General features: G+C 42.7%; 16 protein-coding genes. 7 read left to right on the plus strand and 9 right to left on the minus strand.

All coding sequences use genetic code 11. The annotated features are described in order from the left end of the window. Nucleotides 1-105: 105 nt before the first annotated feature. The 3 genes from MHH26_RS07095 (at nucleotide 106) to MHH26_RS07105 (ending at nucleotide 4,662) form a co-directional block, all read left to right on the plus strand. Nucleotides 106-1,008: a LysR family transcriptional regulator gene (locus MHH26_RS07095; protein WP_044141269.1), complete on the plus strand. Its 903-nt coding sequence runs from the start codon at nucleotides 106-108 to the stop codon at nucleotides 1,006-1,008. A 94-nt stretch (nucleotides 1,009-1,102) separates the two neighbouring features. Continuing rightward, a complete protein-coding gene (locus MHH26_RS07100) occupies nucleotides 1,103-2,836 on the plus strand; it encodes an ABC transporter ATP-binding protein (protein ID WP_034660887.1) in 1,734 nt (577 codons plus the stop codon). Beyond that, a complete protein-coding gene (locus tag MHH26_RS07105) occupies nucleotides 2,833-4,662 on the plus strand; it encodes an ABC transporter ATP-binding protein (RefSeq protein ID WP_340972858.1) in 1,830 nt (609 codons plus the stop codon). Before MHH26_RS07100 ends, MHH26_RS07105 begins: the two co-directional genes overlap by 4 nt. A 49-nt stretch (nucleotides 4,663-4,711) precedes the next feature. On the opposite strand, the gene MHH26_RS07110 is transcribed toward MHH26_RS07105, so the two are convergent. After that, entirely contained in the window at nucleotides 4,712-5,533 is an 822-nt protein-coding gene (locus tag MHH26_RS07110; RefSeq protein WP_095285268.1) for a MerR family transcriptional regulator, read from the minus strand. Nucleotides 5,534-5,623: 90 nt separating this feature from the next. On the opposite strand from MHH26_RS07110, the gene MHH26_RS07115 reads away from it, so the two are divergent. Beyond that, nucleotides 5,624-6,193: a GNAT family N-acetyltransferase gene (locus MHH26_RS07115; protein ID WP_340972860.1), complete on the plus strand. Its 570-nt coding sequence runs from the start codon at nucleotides 5,624-5,626 to the stop codon at nucleotides 6,191-6,193. A gap of 63 nt (nucleotides 6,194-6,256) precedes the next feature. Here MHH26_RS07115 and MHH26_RS07120 read toward each other — a convergent pair whose 3' ends face one another. From MHH26_RS07120 to proC, 3 genes are read right to left on the minus strand one after another with little or no spacing between them, the layout of a single operon-like run. Then, nucleotides 6,257-7,525 (minus strand): glutamate-5-semialdehyde dehydrogenase, encoded by a 1,269-nt coding sequence (locus MHH26_RS07120; protein WP_340972862.1) that lies wholly within the window; start codon nucleotides 7,523-7,525, stop codon nucleotides 6,257-6,259. 18 nt (nucleotides 7,526-7,543) lie between these two features. After that, entirely contained in the window at nucleotides 7,544-8,662 is a 1,119-nt protein-coding gene (gene proB / locus MHH26_RS07125) for a glutamate 5-kinase (protein ID WP_307499752.1), read from the minus strand. A gap of 27 nt (nucleotides 8,663-8,689) precedes the next feature. Continuing rightward, a complete protein-coding gene (proC, locus tag MHH26_RS07130) occupies nucleotides 8,690-9,487 on the minus strand; it encodes a pyrroline-5-carboxylate reductase (RefSeq protein ID WP_427847064.1) in 798 nt (265 codons plus the stop codon). 468 nt (nucleotides 9,488-9,955) lie between these two features. Here proC and MHH26_RS07135 point away from each other — a divergent pair, with 468 nt between their 5' ends. Together MHH26_RS07135 and MHH26_RS07140 are read left to right on the plus strand one after the other, a co-directional pair. Further along, entirely contained in the window at nucleotides 9,956-11,152 is a 1,197-nt protein-coding gene (locus MHH26_RS07135) for a cytochrome P450 (RefSeq protein WP_307499753.1), read from the plus strand. Nucleotides 11,153-11,280: 128 nt separating this feature from the next. Beyond that, on the plus strand, nucleotides 11,281-13,323 hold the full coding sequence (locus MHH26_RS07140; RefSeq protein ID WP_307499754.1) for a molybdopterin oxidoreductase family protein: 2,043 nt from the start codon (nucleotides 11,281-11,283) through the stop codon (nucleotides 13,321-13,323). 47 nt (nucleotides 13,324-13,370) lie between these two features. On the opposite strand, the gene MHH26_RS07145 is transcribed toward MHH26_RS07140, so the two are convergent. From MHH26_RS07145 to xylA, 3 genes are all read right to left on the minus strand, one after another. Beyond that, nucleotides 13,371-14,054, minus strand: coding sequence for a glycoside hydrolase family 11 protein (locus MHH26_RS07145; protein ID WP_334749383.1), 684 nt, complete (start codon nucleotides 14,052-14,054; stop codon nucleotides 13,371-13,373). An 88-nt stretch (nucleotides 14,055-14,142) separates the two neighbouring features. Continuing rightward, nucleotides 14,143-15,642 (minus strand): xylulokinase, encoded by a 1,500-nt coding sequence (gene xylB, locus MHH26_RS07150; RefSeq protein ID WP_334749385.1) that lies wholly within the window; start codon nucleotides 15,640-15,642, stop codon nucleotides 14,143-14,145. Nucleotides 15,643-15,677: 35 nt separating this feature from the next. Further along, nucleotides 15,678-17,015, minus strand: coding sequence for a xylose isomerase (xylA, locus tag MHH26_RS07155; protein ID WP_060596530.1), 1,338 nt, complete (start codon nucleotides 17,013-17,015; stop codon nucleotides 15,678-15,680). Between the two features lie 213 nt (nucleotides 17,016-17,228). Here xylA and xylR point away from each other — a divergent pair, with 213 nt between their 5' ends. Then, entirely contained in the window at nucleotides 17,229-18,389 is a 1,161-nt protein-coding gene (xylR, locus tag MHH26_RS07160) for a transcriptional repressor XylR (RefSeq protein WP_034660898.1), read from the plus strand. Between the two features lie 44 nt (nucleotides 18,390-18,433). Here the strand turns inward: xylR and MHH26_RS07165 are convergent, their stop codons facing one another. Together MHH26_RS07165 and MHH26_RS07170 are read right to left on the minus strand one after the other, a co-directional pair. Further along, nucleotides 18,434-20,041, minus strand: coding sequence for a glycoside hydrolase family 43 protein (locus MHH26_RS07165; protein WP_307499756.1), 1,608 nt, complete (start codon nucleotides 20,039-20,041; stop codon nucleotides 18,434-18,436). A 22-nt stretch (nucleotides 20,042-20,063) separates the two neighbouring features. Then, nucleotides 20,064-21,455: an MFS transporter gene (locus MHH26_RS07170; protein ID WP_307499758.1), complete on the minus strand. Its 1,392-nt coding sequence runs from the start codon at nucleotides 21,453-21,455 to the stop codon at nucleotides 20,064-20,066. Nucleotides 21,456-21,596: the final 141 nt, after the last annotated feature.

Consider the following 21,596-nt stretch of genomic DNA (forward strand, 5'->3'; position numbering starts at 1 on the left):
CTCACAAACTCTGTAACTTATTTTAAGTTTTCAAATTAATATAAACAATATATAATTTAGATGAAAACAATCTCTTTTTGAGATAGATGGGTGTGAAGTGTAAAAATGGAGCTTCGTCAGTTACGTTATTTTGTAGAAGTCGCAGACCGTGAGCACGTGTCAGAAGCGGCTGAAAACTTACATGTCGCCCAATCTGCTATCAGCCGGCAGATTGCGAATTTAGAAGAAGAACTTGGAGTGGCCTTATTCGAACGAGAAGGCCGAAATATCAAATTAACGAAAATCGGCAGACAATTTTTAGATCATGTTAGAACGGCACTAAAAGCCATTGATTATGCGAAAGAGCAAATTGATGAATACTTAGATCCGCACAAAGGAACGGTGAATATCGGCTTTCCTACAAGTCTAGCAAGCCAAGTGCTTCCTTCTGTCATTTCCGCCTTTAAGCAGGAATATCCAGAGGTCGATTTTTTACTTCGTCAAGGATCCTATAAATTTCTCATTGAAGCTGTAAAAAATCGGGATATTGATCTCGCCTTTTTAGGACCCGTACCGACAAACGATCCTCAAATAGAAGGAAATATTTTGTTTTCAGAAAGCATTTATGCCCTTTTGCCGGTTAGCCACCCCTTTAGCGGACAAAGGAGTATTCATTTAAGTGATTTAAGAAAGGATCATTTCGTGTTATTTCCTGAAGGATATGTGCTGAGACAAATTGCAGTTGATGCTTGCAAGCAGGCAGGCTATGAGCCAACCATTTCATCTGAAGGAGAGGATTTAGACGCCATTAAAGGTCTTGTATCAGCGGGTATGGGCGTTACCTTATTACCCGAAAGCGCCTTTTATGAAACCACACCGCGATTTACAGCGAAAATTCCGATCGATTTTCCGCAAGTGAGAAGAACGGTTGGAATTATTGCGTCTAAGTCACGAGAAATGTCTCCTTCTGCCCATGATTTTTATGTGTTTGTGAAGGATTTCTTTTCTAAAATTGAACAATATAAATAATTTATTAAAACAGGACATTTCATTTGTGGAAATAATCCCTCTTTGTATATGATGGGTTACAGAACAACACACTATATGGAAGAAAGGTATTCGTATGAAATCAATTTTATCGTTTTTAAAGCCGTATCGGCTATCCGTTGTGTCCATTGTGATCCTCACCTTTTTAAGCAGCATGCTCCAGCTGTATTTACCGACGCTTACGGCAGATATCGTCGATGTTGGAATCGTCCAAGGAGATATTGCTTACATATGGAAGGTTGGCGGCTGGATGGTGGCCTGTTCTTTGCTTGCCATCTTGCTCACGATCTGGAAGTCTTACTTGTCATCAAAGACTGCACTTGGCTTCGGGCGTGATATGAGAAGACAGCTGTTTGTGCATGTTGAACAATTTTCACTAGAAGAATTTCAAAGGATCGGGACGTCTTCCTTTATTACAAGATCAACAAATGATGTGAAACAAGTCCAAGATGTCACGATCATGATTTTACAAATGATGACGAGAGCACCGCTCATGCTTGTGGGCGGAATTATTTTGGCTGTATCCCGAGATGCTGTCCTGTCTCTCATCTTTTTAGCAGCTCTTCCCCTTCTTGGCGGATTTATCTATTTGGTATCGAGAAAAGCCATTCCATTATTCGGCCAGCTTCAGAAGAAAACAGACCGGCTGAATTTAATTATGCGAGAATCTCTTTCAGGCATCCGGGTCATTCGTGCTTTTAACCGTGTAGATGATGAAAAGGAGCGTTTTCAAGAAGCCAACACATCCTACAAGGATACTGGCCTTAGAGTCAACCGATTAATGGCTTACTTGTTTCCATTTATGCTGATCATCATGAACTTCACGAATATCGGCATTGTCTGGCTAGGTGCAAACCGAATTGATGCTGGAGAGATGGAAGTTGGGAATCTCATTGCTTTCATTCAATATGCGATGATGATTTTAATGGCACTTATTATGCTGTCGATGAGCTTTATTATGGTTCCAAGAGCACAAGCATCAGCTAAACGCATGAACGAAGTGTTAAACATGGAACCGAAGATCAAAGACAATGAAGGAACTGTTATTGACCTGCGCGCGCCAGCCCAATCCATTCGTTTTGAGGATGTGTCATTTTATTACTCAAATGCTGAGAAACCGGCAGTTCAAGACATTACGTTTGAAGCCAAAACTGGCGAAACGACAGCTATTATCGGAAGTACAGGTTCAGGGAAAACCACTCTTCTCCAGCTGATGACACGCTTTTATGAAGCAACAGATGGCCGGATTACACTAGATGGTGTAGACATTAGAGAGCTGCCTCAGGAGAAACTAAGAAGCCAGATGGGCTATGTCTCTCAAAAAGCGGTTTTATTTAGCGGCACCATTGCCGATAATGTGCGTTTTGGCAGGCAGGATGCAAGCGATGAAGACGTCTGGCAAGCGCTGCGAACGGCGCAGGCAGAAGAATTTGTTTTGCAAAAAGATGGCGGAATCAATGCGGAAATTGACCAGGGTGGATCGAATCTATCTGGCGGTCAAAAGCAGCGTCTTTCTATTGCAAGAGCGCTAGTGAGAAAGCCGTCATTCTATCTGTTTGACGATAGTTTCTCAGCACTTGATTACAAAACAGATGCGAAGCTTCGGGCATCATTAGAAGCCGAAAAAGCACATGCAGCCCTCATCATTGTGGCGCAAAGAATCAGCACAGTGAAGCATAGTGATAAAATCATCGTACTAGATGATGGGAAAATCGCAGGTATCGGAACACATGAACAATTACTGAAGGACAATCTTGTCTATCAAGAGATTGTTGCATCCCAGGAAGGTCAGGAGGTGGAGCGAGGATGAGTAAGAAAATGTCTTCCGGCATGGGCCATAAAGGCGGCCACCCTAGAGGACCTGTCACAAAACCGAAGGAATTTAAGAAAACACTGCTTCGTTTGATTGGTTATTTAAAACCGAGGAAAATTCAATTGATCATTGTCTTCATTGCAGCGGTCGGTTCAACCGTCTTTAACGTCATTAGTCCAAAGCTGCTAGGGGATGCCACCTCTTCCCTGTTTGACAGCTTTACTCAAGGAACAGCTGTTCAATTTGATGTCATTTCACGTATTTTATTACTGCTTGTCGCGCTATATGTCATTGCCTCTCTCTTTTCATTCGTTCAGCAATATGTGATGGCGGGTGTCTCCCAACAGACCATTGCTGAATTACGGCAAGAAGCAAATGACAAGCTCACACTTCTCCCCCTTCGGTATTTTGATAAAACAACCCATGGGGACACGCTGAGCCGTGTGATGAATGATATCGATAATATTAATACATCGCTTCAGCAGGCACTCACCCAAGTGATTACATCTGTCATTACGGTCATTGGGATTGTCGTCATGATGCTATTGATTAGTCCGCTGCTTACCTTGCTTGTTTGTTTAACGCTCCCGCTCAGCCTGTTTGCGATTCGCGGTATTACGTCATTTTCTCAAAAGCATTTTAAAGCGCAGCAAAAAGAGCTCGGGATGATCAACGGACATATTAATGAAATGTTCACAGGACACCAGACGGTTCGTGCGTATGGCTACGAAAAGAAAGCGATTGATACATTTGATCAATTAAACGAACAGCTGTATGAATCATCGAGGAAAGCGCAGTTCATTTCTGGTTTAATGATGCCATTGATGACGTTTATCGGGAACCTTGGCTATGTGGCAGTCAGTGTAGCCGGCGGTATTCTTGTCATTAATGGGAATATTCGTGTCGGAGATGTGCAGGCGTTTATCCAATACACGCAGCAAATGTCTCAACCGCTCGTGCAGGCATCAAGCGTCGCCAACTTGGTTCAATCAGCGATTGCTTCTGCTGAAAGGGTATTTGAAATCCTCGATGAGGAAGAAGAAAGTGCCGAGGAAGATGCAGCAATTGATCTTGAATCACTTTCAGGCGATGTGAGCTTTGAACAAGTTCAATTTAGGTATGAAAAAGACCATCCGATTATTAAAGATTTGACTTTAGATGTAAAAGAAGGACAAACGGTTGCTATTGTCGGGCCAACAGGCGCTGGAAAAACAACCATCATCAATCTTTTAATGCGTTTCTATGAATTAGATCAAGGCTCTATCCGCATCGGCGGCGTCAAAACAACTGACCTCAGCCGTCAGCAAGTACGCGACTTATTTGCGATGGTTCTTCAGGATACGTGGCTTTTTGAAGGAACGATTCACGACAATATTGCCTATGGCAGGCAGAACGTCTCAAAAGAGGATGTCATCAAAGCCGCCAAACATGCTTATGCTGATGACTTCATCCGCACACTACCAGACGGATATGACACACTCTTAACAGAAGATGCCGGCAATCTGTCCCAAGGTCAGCGCCAGCTGTTAACCATCGCCCGTGCGATTTTATCTGATCCAAAAATCTTAATATTAGATGAAGCGACGAGCAGTGTGGATACACGGACAGAGATGCACATTCAAAAAGCGATGAATGAATTGATGAATGGCAGAACAAGCTTCGTCATTGCACACAGGCTGTCGACGATCAAGGATGCAGACCTTATTCTAGTCATGAAAGATGGCACCATCATTGAAAAAGGAACGCACAGTGAACTCTTGAAACAAAAAGGGTTTTATGCAGACTTATATATGAGCCAATTTTCGGAGAATCAAGTGGGTTAAATATAAAGAGAGGATAGACACGCACCCATGCGGTCTATCCTCTTTTTTGTTAATCAGCTCGCTTTTTCACTTTTACACTGAGTTTCGTTATATACTCTGCTTCATCTTTAGACATGAGTGAATGAAGCAAATACTCCTCAAATACATCTCCATCCAGCATCATTTCCTCTTTCTCGATTTCATCTAACAAGCGCGAATAAGCAGACTCAATCTCCTCATATGATCCTTGGTCATACATCACCGCATAGAGGCCCGCAGGTTTTTTAACTGCTCCTGGCGCTTCCATTCGGCAAAACAGCTGATCTGACTGATGATAGTGACGCTGAAGAAACTGCTCCTTTTTTAAGACAGCACCATTTGCCGCAGCACCTTTTATACCAATTCCCTTTAGAAATTTTCCAACAATACGTGATATTTCTTCTACGGATGTATTCATGTCAATTGGGTTCGATGCACTTAATACAACAGGTTCTTCTGGCATCTCTTGAAACAGAACCTCTCCTATTTTTATAGATGATAGTTCTTGCGTCGTCTCCATCACCCGCATAAGAAAAGACTGGATATCTTGAAGTTTTTCAATCTCTTGTTTGACCTTTTCTATTTGTTCGGCTGCTAGGCTTTGAAGCCTTTCGCGGGAAGGCTCTGTAAAATATTGTTTTAACTCTTTTATCGGAAATTGAACAGCTCGAAGGGATTGAATCGCTATAAAATGATCAAATTGCTCGAGTGTATAGTAACGGTACCCATTTTCATGGACACCAGCTGGCTTAAATAAATCAATTTTATCGTAATAAAACAGAGTATCTTTTTTTACATCAAATAGCTTGGCAAATTCTCCAGTGAAAAACGTTTTTTGCACATCATTGATCATGATTAAGGCTCCTCTCTTGACTATGGAGTTACTCCACCCTTTATCATGATAACATGCAGAACCACCACTATGCTGGGAAAGGATAAAAACATGAACAACATAACTCAACATGAAGTGACATTAGCACATGCAAATAAAGAGGATTTCCCTTTTATGAAAAAAGAGCTGCAGAAAGCTTTTACAGCTGGCGTGATCAACGCATTTGGCGATGCGCATGATGGTCCGATTCCTCCAGATGAAGTGATTGATGAATCTTTTCAATCAAATGAACACATTGTTTATCATATTATGCTAAATGGTGAAAAGGCAGGCGGCGTTGTCATCAAAATCAATCAAGAGACACAGCGCAACTCAGTTGACCTGTTATACATCTCTTCATCCTCACACGGAAAAGGCATTGGTCAGGCAGCATGGAAAGCCATTGAGGCGCAATATCCAGAAACGATGGTATGGGAGGTTGTGACCCCGTATTTTGAAAAACGCAACATTCATTTTTATGTCAATAAGTGCGGCTTTCAAATTGTTGAATTTTATCACATGAAACATCCAGATCCGAACGCACCTCATGTAGATGATCAAGAAAATGAGCCATCAGCACCTGAGGAATTTGAATTCTTTAAATTTGAGAAAGTCATGAAGAAAACTTGCTCTAACAAATGAAAATCTTCATCATAAACTAAAAAACACTACCCTATAAAAAAGGTAGTGTTTTTTGCATCTCTTCTAGCCTCTAATCTGACCGTCACCAGACAGAAGCAGCTTCGTTGTCGTGAGTGCAGGAAGTCCCATTGGACCTCTTGCATGCAGTTTTTGAGTGGAGATGCCAATTTCAGCCCCGTATCCAAGTGCGCCGCCGTCTGTAAAGCGGGTAGATGCGTTATGATAAACCGCCGCCGCATCGACTGCGTTTAAAAACGTGAGTGCCTGCTTTTCATCTTCTGTCACGATGGCTTCTGAATGTTTTGTACCGTACTGATCAATATGGTGTATGGCTTCCTCGATTGAATCGACTACCTTTACTGCAAGATCAAGACTTAAATACTCATCTGTCCAGTCCACTTCCTCAGCAGGAATGGCGTTTGAAAAATGAGACAGTGCTGCCTCGTCACCATGTACAGTGACATGGTGCTCCAGCAGAGCTTCATTCAATGATGCCGCATTCTCTTTCAGCCAATCACGATGGATGATCAGCGTCTCAAGTGCATTACATACAGCCGGACGATTCGTTTTTGCATTGATGACAATCTCAATGGCTTTTTTTACATTGGCTGTTTGATCAATAAAGACATGGCAGTTTCCTGTCCCTGTTTCAAGGACGGGAATGGTGGATTGTTCAACCACTGTTTTGATTAAAGAAGCTCCCCCTCGCGGAATTAAGACATCGATCCATTCTTTTAGATGGAACATCGCTTGAACCGATGAACGGTCTGTTTGTTCAATCAATTGCACCGCATCACGCGGAATCTTTGTTTGATCCAATGCTTCATGAATGACACGGACAATGGCTTTGTTGGAAGAAATAGCGGAGGAACCGCCTTTTAAAATCACTGCGTTACCTGCCTTGAGGGCAAGCCCTGCTGCATCGACAGTGACGTTCGGTCTCGCTTCATAGATCATCCCGATCACGCCGAGCGGTACTCTTCGGCTTTTCACGTGCAAGCCGTTTTCAAGAGTCCATTCATCCAATATTTCTCCAACAGGATCTTTTAATCTCGTCACAAGCCGCAAGCTTTCCGCAAACTCATGAATTCTTTCTTCATTTAGCATTAAACGATCCAAGAGTGCCTCTGAGAAGCCCTTTTCCTTCCCGGCATCTACATCCTTTTGGTTCTCCTGTAAAATGAAGGTGCTTTTTTGTTCTAACGCTTCTGCTAGTTTAAGCAGCGCCTCGTTTTTATCCTCTGTATGAAGTAAACCTAGTTTTTTTGAAACGTGCTTTGCTTTTTTTGCTTTTTCTTTGACCGATGTGACAACTTCAGCTGTCAGTGTCATGAAATTCCTCCCTTTTGGTTAGCAAACTGGTATCGATAAATCTAAATGACAAACAAACGCTTCAAGATCGACGACATGAACCACTTCATCCTGTAACGAGTCACTGCTCAGTGCAAGTTCATCAGATGGATAATTCACAATACCAAGCCCTATTTCTCTTCCATCTTGATCTAAAATACGGACGACATCGCCTTTTTTAAACGAACCCTTTACATTGACAATGCCATCGGAATCAAGGCTTTTCTCGCGGTGCATGAGGTGCTCCTGTGATTTTTTTTGAACAACGATCTCGCCTTTTGGTCCAGAATGAAAGGCAATCCACTGCTTCTTGTAATTCAGCGGAGCTAAATTTTCATCAGCCGTAAAATAAGTGCCGTCCTCTGTCCCATTGATCGCTTTATCTAAAATGTGAGGCGTATCCGCTTTTCCTAAAAAGCCATTGATGCCAGCGGCCATGGAAATTTTAAACGCATCGAGCTTTGATTTCATTCCGCCTGTACCCACACTGCTGCCTGCATCTCCAGCCGCTGCTTCGATGTCTTCTGTGATGTCTGTGACTTCAAGAATTCTCTTCGCATTTGGGTTTGTATGCGGGTTATCTTCATACAAGCCATCAATATCAGATAAAATGGCAAGGAAATCCGCATCAATCAATCCAGCTACTTTTGCAGACAATGTATCGTTATCTCCGAACTTCAGCCGATTGATCGTCACTGTGTCATTTTCATTAATAATTGGGATGATGCCTCGGTCTAATAACACATTCATCGTGTTGCGCACATTTTGATAGCGCGTTTCATCTGAAAAATCACTTCTTGTGATTAAAAGCTGTGAGGCAATATAACCGTGTGATAAAAATAAAGTAGAATATGATTCCATTAAAAGGCCTTGCCCAATTGAGGCAGATGCCTGTTTTTCCGGCAGTGTTTTGGGTCTATCGATAAATCCTAGTTTTCGGTAACCAGCTGCAACCGCACCAGATGAAACCAAAATGACTTCGTGTCCTGCATCTTTGAGTTTCACAATTTGATTGACGAGGTTTTCTAGTTTTTTTAAACTAATCTCCCCTTGAAAGCTAGTAAGAGAGCTGCTTCCGATTTTCACAACAATTCGTTTTCTCTCTTTATCTGCGTACACCTTATCACTCCTGTACCTGAGTTCTATTTATATAGATACTTTTTGTTTTTGCTGATTGCTGATCTCTTTTGATCGATTAGCAGCATGTTTGACGGCCTGCTTGATCGCTTCTCCACCGCCAAAATCATCTAATGCATTCAATCCAGCAGCCGTTGTTCCATTTGGTGACGTAATTTTCTCTCTTAGAGTAGAAGGGTCTTCCTCTGTTTCTTGCAGCATTTTCGCAGCACCGAGAAGTGTCTGCGTACCAATTTGACGAGACAATTCCTTAGATAAACCTGCTTCTACTCCCGCTTCTTCGATTCTCTCCATTAAGAAATAAAAATAGGCTGGGCCGCTTCCGGCAATTCCAGTGAAAATATCCATTTGCTCTTCCTGAATGGTATAGACTTCGCCCATTTCAGATAAAAGAGCCTGACTCATGCTGATATGGTCGTCTTTCACATAACGTCCAGCACATAAAGCGGTCGCTGAAGCCCCGATCGTACTTGACGTATTGGGCATCACCCTCATAACAGGCTGCCCTTCATGCAGCATATCTTCAATATATGATTGCTTAACGCCTGCAAGGACAGACATGATCAGCTGGTCTCTCTGAATATGAGGTTTTAACGATTCAAGTGCTGTTTCAGCATCCTTTGGCTTCATGGCCAGGATCAACATATCCATTTCTTCAAAAGGAAAAGAATCCATTGTGGCTGTTTGTATTCCGTATCGTTTCGTTAGTTCATTCAATCGATGTTGATTTTGTCTGTTTGTTGCGTAAATTTGGCCTAGCGGCATCTGTCCTGATCGCACAATCCCTGCAATCATTCCTTCCGCCATAGAACCTGCTCCAATGAAAGCAACTTTCTTTTGATCAATGATATGGATCCTCTCCCTTGTTCGCTTTTTGTTCGTGTTTTTCACACGTTAGTTATCGTAACATGATGAGAAATCGTGTCAAGAAAGAGCTAGTGCTTTTCAAAAGTCCCGATTGTATAGCGAACCGCTTGCTATATGTATGCTGACTGCGCTTTTACGAAACAACAATTTAGACCAAAAGAACTATTCGTATTCGCATCATAGTACCCTTTCTTTCGACTGAATTCCTCATTTTATTTTTGATTCGGTGACTTCAATTCTATTTTTTAGAAAGCGCTCATTTTTAATGACTTTCTATTTTCCTATACGATGAATGTGCTTGAATCTTCCGATTAGACTATTGACATATTTTAGAAAACATGTCCGTTGAAATGACATTTTACTGGTGATACGGTGAAAGAGAAACCAAGTGAAAAAGGAGCGTTCATAATGAAAGTGAAAGAAAACTATGTCAATGTCATTCCAATGAAAGAAATCCGTTCTACCGATGACCTTCTTTTCCCATTCCCTATTTACAATGAGCTACGTGCGCAGAGTGATATGAGATATGATGAGACAAGAAAGTGCTGGGATCTCTTTCGATATGCGGATATCCAGTCTGTTCTCAAGCAGCCGAAAGTGTTCTCATCACAGCGAGGAAGAAGCACCTCGAAAACGAGTATTTTAACAATGGACCCTCCAAAACATACAAAGATGAGAGCACTCGTGAATAAAGCATTCACGCCAAAAGCGATCAAGCAATTAGAAGGTAAGATTAAAGACCTGACACATGACCTGCTGCAACAAGTCAAGGATCAACGTACGTTTGATATCGTGCAAGATCTAGCAGCTCCCCTGCCTGTGATGATTATTGCTGAGCTTCTCGGTGCAGAGGTAAAAGATAGAGAACTGATTAAGAAACATTCTGATGCCCTAGTGGCAGGTGCTAAGGATGAATCAAAAGAAGCCATTCAGGCAGTTGTCGATATGCAGAAACGCGCAGAGGAAGAGCTGTCCGCTTATTTTGCTCACTTAATCCAAAAACGAAAAGACTCCCCTGCTGATGACCTGATCTCACTTCTCATTCAAGCGGAAATCGATGGTGAGCGTTTAACCGAGAATGAACTGCTTGGCTTTTGTATTCTATTACTTGTTGCTGGTAATGAGACAACGACCAATTTAATTACAAATGCAGTACGACTGCTTACAGAGCAGCCGCATATCGCCGAAGCAGTACGGCAGGACCCCTCTCTTATTTCTCAATTGACCGAGGAAACGTTACGCTATTACCCACCTGTTCAAGCCATTGGGCGAATCGCGGCCGAGGATGTGGAGATTGCAGGCTCAAAAATTGAAAAAGGTGACTATCTCATTAGCTGGGTCGCTTCTGCAAATCGCGATGAACAGAAATTTGACGATCCAGATACGTTCCGCCTTGACCGGAAATCAAATCCGCATATGAGCTTTGGCTTTGGCATTCATTTTTGTCTCGGTGCACCGCTTGCCCGCCTTGAGAGCAACATTGCCCTTGAGGTTTTACTCCAGACGTTTCAAGACATCACCTGTGCGGCAGATCAGCTAAAACCCATTCAAAGTACATTTGTTTTTGGGGTAAAAGAATTTCCTGTACAGGTCACCCGTTTTTAAAAGTCCCTTTTGAGGGACTTTTTCATTTTCTTCAATTCATCATCTCTTTCTTACCTTCCATCTCCGAACATGCTAAAATAAAGTCCATACAAAGTGATAACGGAATGCAGAAAGGGAGCCAAAAATTCATGACCGATTATACAGCAATGAAAGACGGAATATTCAAATCAGTTTGTTCGTTAGATTGCCCGGATCAGTGCGGTCTTTTGATACATAAAGAAAATGGAAAGATCGTAAAAGTGCAGGGAGATCCAGACCACCCAGTTACCCAAGGCAACATATGCAACAAGGTGCGGAATGTCACAGCCCGTTTATATGATGAAAAACGACTGACCACTCCTTTGAAACGTGTTGGACGCAAAGGCGATGGTCAATTTGCACCGATTACGTGGGAAGAAGCCATTGAAACCATTCGTCAAAAATGGACAAAGCTGATTGAAGAAAAAGGTCCAGAAAGTATTCTGCCTTACAGCTTTTATGGGAACATGGGCAATCTGAATGCAGAAGGCATGGACCGCCGCTTTTTCTATCGTCTTGGTTCAAGTCAGTTAGACCGGACCATCTGTCAGTCAGCAGGAACGACTGGCTATAAATATACAATGGGTGCAAGCATCGGGACAGACCCAGAAGACACCATTCATACGAAACTATTTATCTTTTGGGGCATCAATGCTGTGTCGACCAATATGCACCAAATCACCCTCGCACAAAAAGCGCGAAAGCAAGGAGCAAAGATTGTCGTGATTGATGTTCACAAGAACCAAACCGGACGGATGGCAGATTGGTTTATTCCGCTTCGACCTGGTACTGACAGCGCACTTGCCCTTGGCATCATGCATGTCCTTTTTAAAGAAGGACTGACAGATGAAGCCTTTTTAGAGGAATATACAACCGGTCATAAAGAGCTGCGCGAGCATGTGAAGCAGTATGATCCAGACACCGTTGAGGGTATCACTGGGGTTTCTAAAGAGGACATCCTTACACTTGCGAGAATGTACGCAGAGACATCGCCATCTCTCATTCGCATTGGCAATGGTTTGCAGCACCATGATAATGGCGGGATGAGTATTCGAACCATTTCCTGCCTCCCTGCCCTGACTGGTCAATGGCTCTACAAGGGCGGCGGTGCGATGAAATCAAACTCTTCTTTTCTCAGCTATAATGAAACCGCTCTTCAGCGGCCGGATCTATTAAAGGAACGCACGCCAAGATCATTTAATATGAATCAGCTAGGCAGTGTGCTGACGAATGCATCTCCTTCCATTGATTCACTCTTTGTCTACTCGTGCAACCCAGCCGTTGTAACACCTGAAGCAAATAAAGTAAGAGAAGGTTTGCTGAGAGAGGACTTATTTACAGTGGTTCATGACCTATTTCTGACAGAGACAGCTGCGTATGCAGACATTGTCCTGCCGGCAACATCCGCTTTTGAAAATGAGGATTTCTATACATCATACTGGCATCATTATATTCAAATTCAAGAGCCGGTGATTGAACGCTATGGAGAAAGTAAATCCAATACGGAAGTGTTCCGCCTGTTAGCCCATGCGATGGGCTTTGAAGATGAAGCCTTCCGCGAGACAGATGCGGAGCTCATGGAACAAGCCCTTCATCATCCGGAAAATCCGCATTATGAGGACATTTCGTACGAAGCATTAAAAGAAAAGAAATGGATCAAAGCAAAACGAGGACCTTTCCAAGACTTAAAGCTCTCTACTCCAAGCGGGAAAATTGAGCTTTATTCTGAACAAATGAAAAAAGACGGCTATCCAGCACTACCAACCTATATGCCCCTTTATCAGGAAAGTGAATATCCGCTTACCTTTATACCAGGTCCGAATCATAATTTTCTTAACTCGACCTTCTCACTTCATGAAAAGCATCAAAAGCTTGAGAAGTTTCCTAAGCTTCATATGAATGAACAAGATGCAAAGGCAAGACAGATTGAAGATGGTGACATGGTGCGTGTGCTGAATGATCGAGGAGAATGTGAGCTGGTCGTATCAGTCGGTCAAAATGTATTATCTGGTGTTGTGGTCAGTCAAGGATTATGGGCAGATCAAAAAGGCAAAAAACATCTAGTCAATGGATTAACACCAGATCGCTTGGCAGATATGGGCGGCGGCGCGACGTTCTTTTCTGGCAGAGTGGAAGTTGAAAAATTATCATAGACAGAAGAAAAGCCAGCAAAAAACTGCTGGCTTTTTTTCATTTGATTTTATCGAATAATCAGCTGGTTGGTCATCACATTTGCACTTCCGTTGCTTCGGTAGCCTTCTACAGTTAATGCTGTTTCATACATTTTCCCCATTGGCATACCTAGGCTTTCCCATTTTCTGAAATGCTCACTGACGGATACAGTTCCGCTCGTACGTTTTGTTTGACGTACACTCCAATATTGCTTAAAGGTAGCGTCCCCAATAATAGAAGGCTGGTTGACACGTAGCGTTTCATAAATGTCATATGTGCCTCCATCGGCATAAAATGATCCTTTATACGTTCCTGTTGGGCGATATGTGCCCCATGACTCAACAATGTAGTATTCAGCTAATGGAGATTGTGTCCAGCCATAGACACATAAGTAGGAATTCCCGCCTGGGTTAAAGGCTGCGTTGTAATTGATGGAGATGTTGCCAAGTTGATGATGAGTTTTAGTGGAATCAAACTTCTTCCCTTTTCGAAACAAAGCATTTCCAATATTGTTCCATTGTGCGCTAAATGCTCCGCCATTATTGAGTGTCATTGAGGTATTTCCGTAATCCTTCCATAATTCAAAATCGTATCCGCTGTGTGTGCCTATTCTATTATCATAAATCGTTTCCGCATGAGCTGGTACAGCAGTCAGTATCAGCACAAATCCAATACACATCACAAACAACAGCCTCAATCTTTTCAAATTCATTTTTCATCCCTCTCCTTTTTTCATCATATTATTCTGCCTTCTCTAAGATGAAACGAGCCCATCACCTCCTTTCATGTAACCTTTCTTGCTAGACAGAACGGTATTGTTCTAACCCGGCATGGATGTCTCTTGTTTGTGTATAGATCTTTTGATACAGATGAAATAGATCAGCATATATACTTGCATGCTGCTGCTCTGGCTCATAGACAGCAGCTTGATGAATAAACTGATCTGCACATGCCTCAAGCGACGGATACCATCCGCAGCCAACGGCGGCCAGCATAGCTGCACCTAAAGCAGGCCCTTGTTCATTGTCTAACTGGATGACCTCAGCCTGAAAAATGTCTGCTTGCATTTGAAGCCATGTCCGGCTTCTCGCGCCGCCCCCAATGGAGACAATAGAATCTATGTGTTTCCCTGCTTGCCTGAATAAAGCGATGGATTCATTTAACGAGAAGGTAATCCCTTCTAGCACAGCCCTGACGACATGTGCCCTTTCATGTCTGCTGTCTAATCCAATCAAGCTTCCACGAATGGTAGAATCCGCATGAGGTGTTCTCTCCCCGACTAAATATGGCGTAAAGAGCAATCCATTCGCTCCTGGCGCGACATCAACCGCACCCTCTAAAAGCGATTGGAACGATTCCTCTGGAGCCAGTAAGTGTTTTACCCAGTTAAGGCTATATCCTGCTGAAAGGGTGACACCCATTGTGTAAAAAGCGTCTTTTTTTGCATGATGAAACAAATGCAAGTTTCCTTGAAGCGCTCTTTCATGATCCTCTTCGTAAGAGAGAATGACGCCAGATGTGCCAATGCTGCATAACGTGCGGCCAGAGGATAAAATGCCAGCTCCAATTGCTCCGCAAGCATTGTCTGCCCCGCCAGCAAAGACTTTTGCACCCTCTTCGATCCCCGCCTCACGTGCAATGTGCGGCAATAGTGTACCGACCTCTTCCTCTGATGAGACAAGCGGCGGACAAATATGAGGAGGAATATCAAATGCCTGACAAATTTCTTCACTCCACTTTTGCTCTCCAATATCTAACAGCAATGTGCCAGCCGCATCAGAATAATCGATATGAACAGACCCTGTTAAACGAAATCTGACATAATCTTTCGGGAGTAAAAACATGTCGATTTGTTGATCAATTTCTGGTTCATGTTCCTTTACCCATAATAATTTTGGCAGTGTAAATCCTTCTAGCGCCTGATTTTTCGTGATCTTTTGCAGCCGTTCCCCCAGCTTTTTTGTGATGCGTGTACATTGCGCTGTCGTTCGTGTATCATTCCATAAAATCGCAGGGCGGAGTACCTTGCGGGATTCATTTAAAAGAACCAGACCATGCATCTGTCCAGAAAAGCTGATGCCTTCTACTTTCTTTGAATGAACAGGCTGTCTTGCCATCAGTTCTTTCATCGCAGCCACTGTTTGCTCAACCCAATCCTCTGGGTTCTGCTCACAATATCCAGGTTTATCTTGAATGAGGCGGTAAGGCTTAGAGGCCTCGCAGCACACCTTTCCATTCTCATCTACTAATATTGCTTTGACTCCGCTCGTTCCAAGATCAATTCCCATCACATACTTCATGTCTTCACTCCTTCAAAACAGGTCCGCTCCTTCAATCAATCTTCTAACAAATATTGATTTAACCGGGCTTTCAACTGTTCCTCTCTTCCCGATTCGTTTCTGATCAAAGGGTGTTTGAGCGCGTACTCTTCTAATGTATGAAAGTTTGCCTTTCCTTCTGAAATGTCACGGCCAATCCCTTCAGAAAAACTGCGATACCTGTGCTTTATCACATCTTCAAACACACGATCTTCTATGAGTCTATGAGCGACCCGCAGTCCTTTTGCGAATGCATCCATACCCGCAATATGGGCATACAAAATATCTTCAAGCTCAAAAGAAGCTCTTCTAACTTTTGCATCAAAATTGAGACCACCAGTTCCTAGTCCGCCATTTTGCAGAATTTCATACATGGCAAGAGTTGTGGCATATAAATCTGTTGGAAATTCATCAGTGTCCCAGCCGAGCAGCGTATTCCCTTGGTTCGCATCCACAGAACCGAGCAATCCATGTATCCTTGCTACTCGTAATTCATGCTCAAACGTATGACCGGCAAGCGTCGCGTGATTGGCCTCGATATTCAATTTAAAATGTGAATCTAATCCGTATTGCTTTAAAAAGGCGATAGATGTCGCTGCATCTGCATCGTATTGATGAGTGGTTGGCTCCTTTGGCTTAGGCTCAATTAAAAATTGGCCAGTGTACCCAATTTCCTTTGCATAATCAACAGCCATATGCAAGAACGACGCCATGTGGTCAAGCTCTCTTTTCATATCTGTATTCAGCAGAGTATCGTATCCTTCTCGTCCTCCCCAGAAAACGTAGTTTTCAGCGCCGAGTTCTTTAGCTGTTTCGATGCCTTTTTTCACCTGTGCGGCCGCATAGGCAAAGACATCTGCATGACAAGATGTCGCTGCGCCGTGTACAAATCTAGGATGTTTGAACATATTGGCCGTGTTCCAGAGCAGCTTTACTCCGCTATCCCGCATGTATTCTTTCATTCTATCTAAAATGATGTCTAATTGTTGATTGGTCTCTTGAAGCGTATCCCCCTCCGGTGCAATGTCACGGTCATGGAAGGAAAAATACGGAACATCCAATAGATCAAAAAGTTGAAAGGCCACTTCCAATCTAGCTTTCGCTAAATCCATTCCGCTATAGGAGTCCCAGGCTCTCTGCATCGTGCCAGTTCCAAACATGTCTGTTCCATCTGCAGTCAATGTATGCCAATAAGCGACTGAGAAGCGCAGATGATCTTTCATTGTTTTTCCGCCAATCATTTCGTTTGGATCATAGTGTTTAAAAGCGAGTGGATTTTTTGATTGTTTTCCTTCATATTGTATTTTTCCGATTCCTTCTAAGTTGTGTAACGTTTTCATATTTGAGTTGGCCATCTTTTATTCCTCCTATGAATATATTTAGTAAGTTGATTCAACAAACTAATGTTCAATTGATGATCAATTCACTTTGAATTTTCCATATTTTTTAGTTTTTTAGAAATATTTTCGTTATAATAAAGTTAAAATCATCCTTCTTACAGAATACAGGCAAACAAAAACAGCTTTTTTTCAACTTAATCTAAAGACGAAACAAATGGAGTGGATAACGTGGATATTGCTGATCAGAACTTTGTGAAAAAAATAAATCAAAAGCTATTATTAAAAGAAATTCTCCAGCATGCGCCAATTTCCAGAGCAAAATTATCTGAACGCACTGGATTAAATAAATCGACTGTTTCCTCTCAAGTAAGTACATTAATGAAAGAGCATCTCGTCTATGAGATCGGTCAAGGTGAGTCTAGCGGCGGGAGAAGACCGGTTTTACTGATGTTTAATAAACGTGCTGGCTGCTCCATCGGGATTGATGTCGGCGTTGATTATGTCAACGGCATTTTAACCGACCTCGAAGGGTCCATTCTTCATGAAGAGCAGATCAAGCTCCCATCAAGCTCTCCTGATGTGACCATACGCATTTTAATTGAATTAATACAGCAGTTGATGGCACAAATCCCCTCTTCCCCATACGGGCTCATAGGTATTGGCCTATGTATACCTGGGTTAGTGGATACCGATGAACAAATCGTGTTTACGCCTCATTCCAAATGGAAAAATGTTGACCTGAAAACAACGCTCCAAGACGCTTTCCAAGTACCCGTCTTCATTGAAAATGAAGCAAACGCGGGTGCATATGGTGAAAAAATCTTTGGCGCTGCTAAACACTATGATCATTTGATCTATGCCAGCATCGGCACTGGCATTGGGATCGGGATCATTATCAATCATCATTTATACAGAGGCGCATACGGCTTTTCTGGTGAAATGGGACATATGACCATCGACTTTAATGGACCAACATGCAGCTGCGGAAACCGTGGATGCTGGGAGCTGTATGCATCTGAGAAAGCCTTGTTTCAGTCTCTTCAAACAAATGATCAACCCATCTCCCATCAAGACTTGGAACAGCTGGCGACGTTAAATGATATGAAAACGCTCAATGCCCTGCGCAACTTTGGTTTTTACCTTGGCGTCGGTCTCACAAACGTCCTGCATACCTTTAACCCGCAAGCGATTATTTTACGAAACAAGGTGATTGAAGCACAGCCAACGGTTTTACGTGTGATTCAAGAGGAGGTATCCTCAAGGATGGATACGCAATTCAGTTCACATGTAGAGCTGCTTCCTTCGTCATTAGGACACAACGCACCGGTATTAGGGATGACATCTTTAGTCATTGAAGCTTTCCTGCAAGATGCCACCCTCTCACCATGACAGGTTCATAGATAAAAAAGACAGCTCTTAGCGTGTTGTCTTTTTTATTTATCTGTTTCCTCATAACGGAAATAGTTGAAATCAGCAGGAAGACGCTCGCCGCTTGTATCCTGGCACTGCATGCCGACAAATGCCCCTGTAAAAAACCCCCCTCCTCGAATGAAGTCATCGGATAAATGGCTTGATTCAAATGACACATCAATTTCCTTCCATTCTCTTTGATCAAAAGAATAAGAATAGGTATATGTCTCTTTCTGAACGGTCACTTTTAAATACACATACGTGACCCCCTCTGGAATGACGATTTTTTGTGTCAACGGCTGAGAAAAGGAAAGGTTTTGACAGACAGATAGTTCAAGAATGCGGCCAAGTTCCTCGTCATATGTCACCTGAAGCGCTGTCCAATTTTCCGTATTATAATAATTCACAAGACCAGCGGCTTGCTGAAAATTCTCTGGAAAGAACGAAACAGCTGTCTCTGCTTCAAAATAAAAGCTTTGCCAGCGCCTTGCAACGAAAGCTTGAGTAAACTTAGATGTTAGTGATTCCTGTCCGTATAACCTTAAATGCTGAGGTTTTTCCGTTAATGAACCGATTTGATCAGTAAAAGGGATTCTTAATGTTTGGAAGTGTCTATTTAACGTTGATTCTTTAAATTCATCGACTGTATGGTGTGTAGGAGCAAAAACCTTTTCGTTTATCGCTGGCGCTTCAACCTCCAGCGCCCCCTCTTTTCCGCCCACAACATACGGCCAGCCATCCTTCCATTCGAGCTTTTGAATCGCTGTTTCTCTTCCTAAAGGACACCACCCTCTCTGTTGAAAAACCGATTCCTTGCTTGATTGAATAGGGCGGCCAGTGAGATGCGCCAAATACCATTCATTTGTATGCGTTTGAACGATGGAAGCATGCCCGCATTTTTGAAGCGGATGTTCAGGTGCGTGAAAAGCACTTAAAATGGGGTTATCAGGATGAACCTCATAAGGCCCTTCAATCTGCGAGGAACGGGCAATTGTTGCCGCATGCTCGAACCGGGTACCTCCTTCTGCTGTTAATAAATAATAGTAATCATCAATGTGATAAAGATGCGGCGCTTCTGTCAATTTAATCGGCGTGCCTTTAAAAATGACCTTCCGCTGACCAATGAGTTTCTTTTCCGTCACGCTATATTCTTGCAGGGCAATACCCGCAAAGGAATGGTGTTTTTCCCTATGATCCCACAGCATATTTAAGACGTATTTCTTGCCGCTTTGGTCATGAAATAAAGAAGGATCAAAGCCAGAGCTATTGAGACGGACCGGCTCACTCCAATCACCATCCACTTCACTTGCCGTGACCAAATAATTATGACCATCTTTAAAGGGACCATCCACTACTTTGATATCTGAATAAATGAGCCAAAACTGACCATCTGCATAGCTTAGGCACGGTGCCCATACTCCGCCAGAATCAGGATTCCCCTTCATGTCCAGCTGCGACGTTTTTTGCAAAGGACGCGCAGCAAGCCGCCAATGGACTAAATCCCTCGAATGATAAATTTGCACCCCTGGAAACCATTCAAATGTAGAGACCGCCATGTAATAATCTTCTCCTACACGGCAAATACTTGGGTCCGGGTTAAACCCTTTGAGCACTGGATTGGTAATTTTCATTCAACTTCCTCCTCTTCACGACCTACATTTTAAAATCATCCATATGATCGATGTATACTTGATCCCTATTCTCAAGCTCCCTTACAACTTTTTGGTGTTTTTCTTCATCTAGGTTGTAAAAATTAATATCAATCATCGCTAAAATCAGTAAGCATACAGGAATCACCGTTACCGTAATTAAAATGCCTAGTAATGCTTCTGGTGTCTGTATTTGGTTCGCGACATAGCCAAATCGATCGAGTACAAGCCCTGGAACAATCCCGCCTAATGCCATCCCAAATTTAAAGAAGAACCCAATGACCGCGTAGATGAGCCCGCCCATCCTTTTCCCTGTTTTATATTCGCCATATTCAACAGTCTCTGGAATAAGTGCCCACATGTAAGCACCGGCTGTAATACTCCCCGCAGCAGCGACGAGCCTAAAAACAAGTATTAAAGTGATTTGACTCGGCGGTATTACAAGTAATGCAAGAAGACCTACGATATTCAGCAATAAAGAATAATTCAGCAGCTTTTTCTTTCCTAACAGCTTGTGCAGCTTAGGAATAAACGGCAGCACCATTAAAGCTGGCAGACTGCCAATGAGTCCGTACCATTTCACTAAATCTTCTCTGCCAAGGTTATACGTCACATAATAGATCCCAACAGAGTTGCTGATCGAGTTCACACCAAAAATAATAATAAAGAAAATGCTTAATACAACAAGCGGACGATTCACTCGCAACTGGACAAAGATATCACTGAATTTAATCTTTTCCTCTGGCTTTTGAAGCGTGACACGTTCATTCGTGCTTTTAAAACAGAAAATCAGTAATGCACCGCCAAGAACGCCGAGAAAAGCCATCGTCATCTGCCAGCCGAGTGCTGTATTTCCTGTCGTATCACTTAAAAAGGTCGCAAGAAAAGGAACAAAAAAAGCCACAACTAGACCGCCTAGATTGGCAAAAACCATACGAACGGACGTAATACTGACAACCTCTTGGTTATTTCTTGTCATTGCGGAAGTTAAAGCACCATAAGGAACGTTGATGAATGTGTATGTAAGCGATAAACCAACATACGTGATGTAGGCATAAATGAGTTTACCCATTTCGGAAAAATCAGGTGTTGTAAAGCAAAGGATGGCAAGTACGACGAATGGAAACGCACCGAATAACAAGTAAGGTCTGAACCTGCCAAAACGGCTGTTCGTCCGGTCCACCAATGCACCAATAAATGGATCTGCAAGCGCATCGATGGCGCGAACAACCAAAAACATCGTCCCTGCTGCTGCCGCTGATAAACCGTACACATCTGTATAAAAAAATAATAGATACGTAGAGACAGTTGCATAAATCAAATTACATGCGAAATCCCCTGAAGCATATCCCACTTTTTCAGACATACGAATCTTCTTTAAATTCTCACTAACCATGAGCTTTCTCCCTTCTTCACTTAGCCTCTTCTAACGAACAGATGACCGAGGGCAGCAGCAATCAATGCGGGAAATATAAAGCGCTTTCAATTCGTTGTAAAAATGTAGCTGAACATCTCATCCTTTCAGCTTAGCCCATTT

It is taken from the genome of Bacillus sp. FSL K6-2839, from assembly GCF_038003365.1.
Lineage (GTDB): Bacteria > Bacillota > Bacilli > Bacillales > Bacillaceae > Bacillus.

Excerpts from the sequence above, each read along its gene's own strand:
- xylA (WP_060596530.1), bottom strand. The coding sequence starts at position 17,015 with ATGGCCAACTCAAATATGAAAACGTTACACAACTTAGAAGGAATCGGA.
- MHH26_RS07145 (WP_334749383.1), bottom strand. The coding sequence starts at position 14,054 with ATGAATTTGAAAAGATTGAGGCTGTTGTTTGTGATGTGTATTGGATTT.
- MHH26_RS07115 (WP_340972860.1), top strand. The coding sequence starts at position 5,624 with ATGAACAACATAACTCAACATGAAGTGACATTAGCACATGCAAATAAA.
- MHH26_RS07165 (WP_307499756.1), bottom strand. The coding sequence starts at position 20,041 with ATGAAAATTACCAATCCAGTGCTCAAAGGGTTTAACCCGGACCCAAGT.
- MHH26_RS07120 (WP_340972862.1), bottom strand. The coding sequence starts at position 7,525 with ATGACACTGACAGCTGAAGTTGTCACATCGGTCAAAGAAAAAGCAAAA.
- MHH26_RS07170 (WP_307499758.1), bottom strand. The coding sequence starts at position 21,455 with ATGGTTAGTGAGAATTTAAAGAAGATTCGTATGTCTGAAAAAGTGGGA.
- MHH26_RS07140 (WP_307499754.1), top strand. The coding sequence starts at position 11,281 with ATGACCGATTATACAGCAATGAAAGACGGAATATTCAAATCAGTTTGT.
- MHH26_RS07095 (WP_044141269.1), top strand. The coding sequence starts at position 106 with ATGGAGCTTCGTCAGTTACGTTATTTTGTAGAAGTCGCAGACCGTGAG.
- xylB (WP_334749385.1), bottom strand. The coding sequence starts at position 15,642 with ATGAAGTATGTGATGGGAATTGATCTTGGAACGAGCGGAGTCAAAGCA.
- MHH26_RS07100 (WP_034660887.1), top strand. The coding sequence starts at position 1,103 with ATGAAATCAATTTTATCGTTTTTAAAGCCGTATCGGCTATCCGTTGTG.
- MHH26_RS07110 (WP_095285268.1), bottom strand. The coding sequence starts at position 5,533 with ATGATCAATGATGTGCAAAAAACGTTTTTCACTGGAGAATTTGCCAAG.
- MHH26_RS07135 (WP_307499753.1), top strand. The coding sequence starts at position 9,956 with ATGAAAGTGAAAGAAAACTATGTCAATGTCATTCCAATGAAAGAAATC.
- MHH26_RS07105 (WP_340972858.1), top strand. The coding sequence starts at position 2,833 with ATGAGTAAGAAAATGTCTTCCGGCATGGGCCATAAAGGCGGCCACCCT.
- proC (WP_427847064.1), bottom strand. The coding sequence starts at position 9,487 with ATGGCGGAAGGAATGATTGCAGGGATTGTGCGATCAGGACAGATGCCG.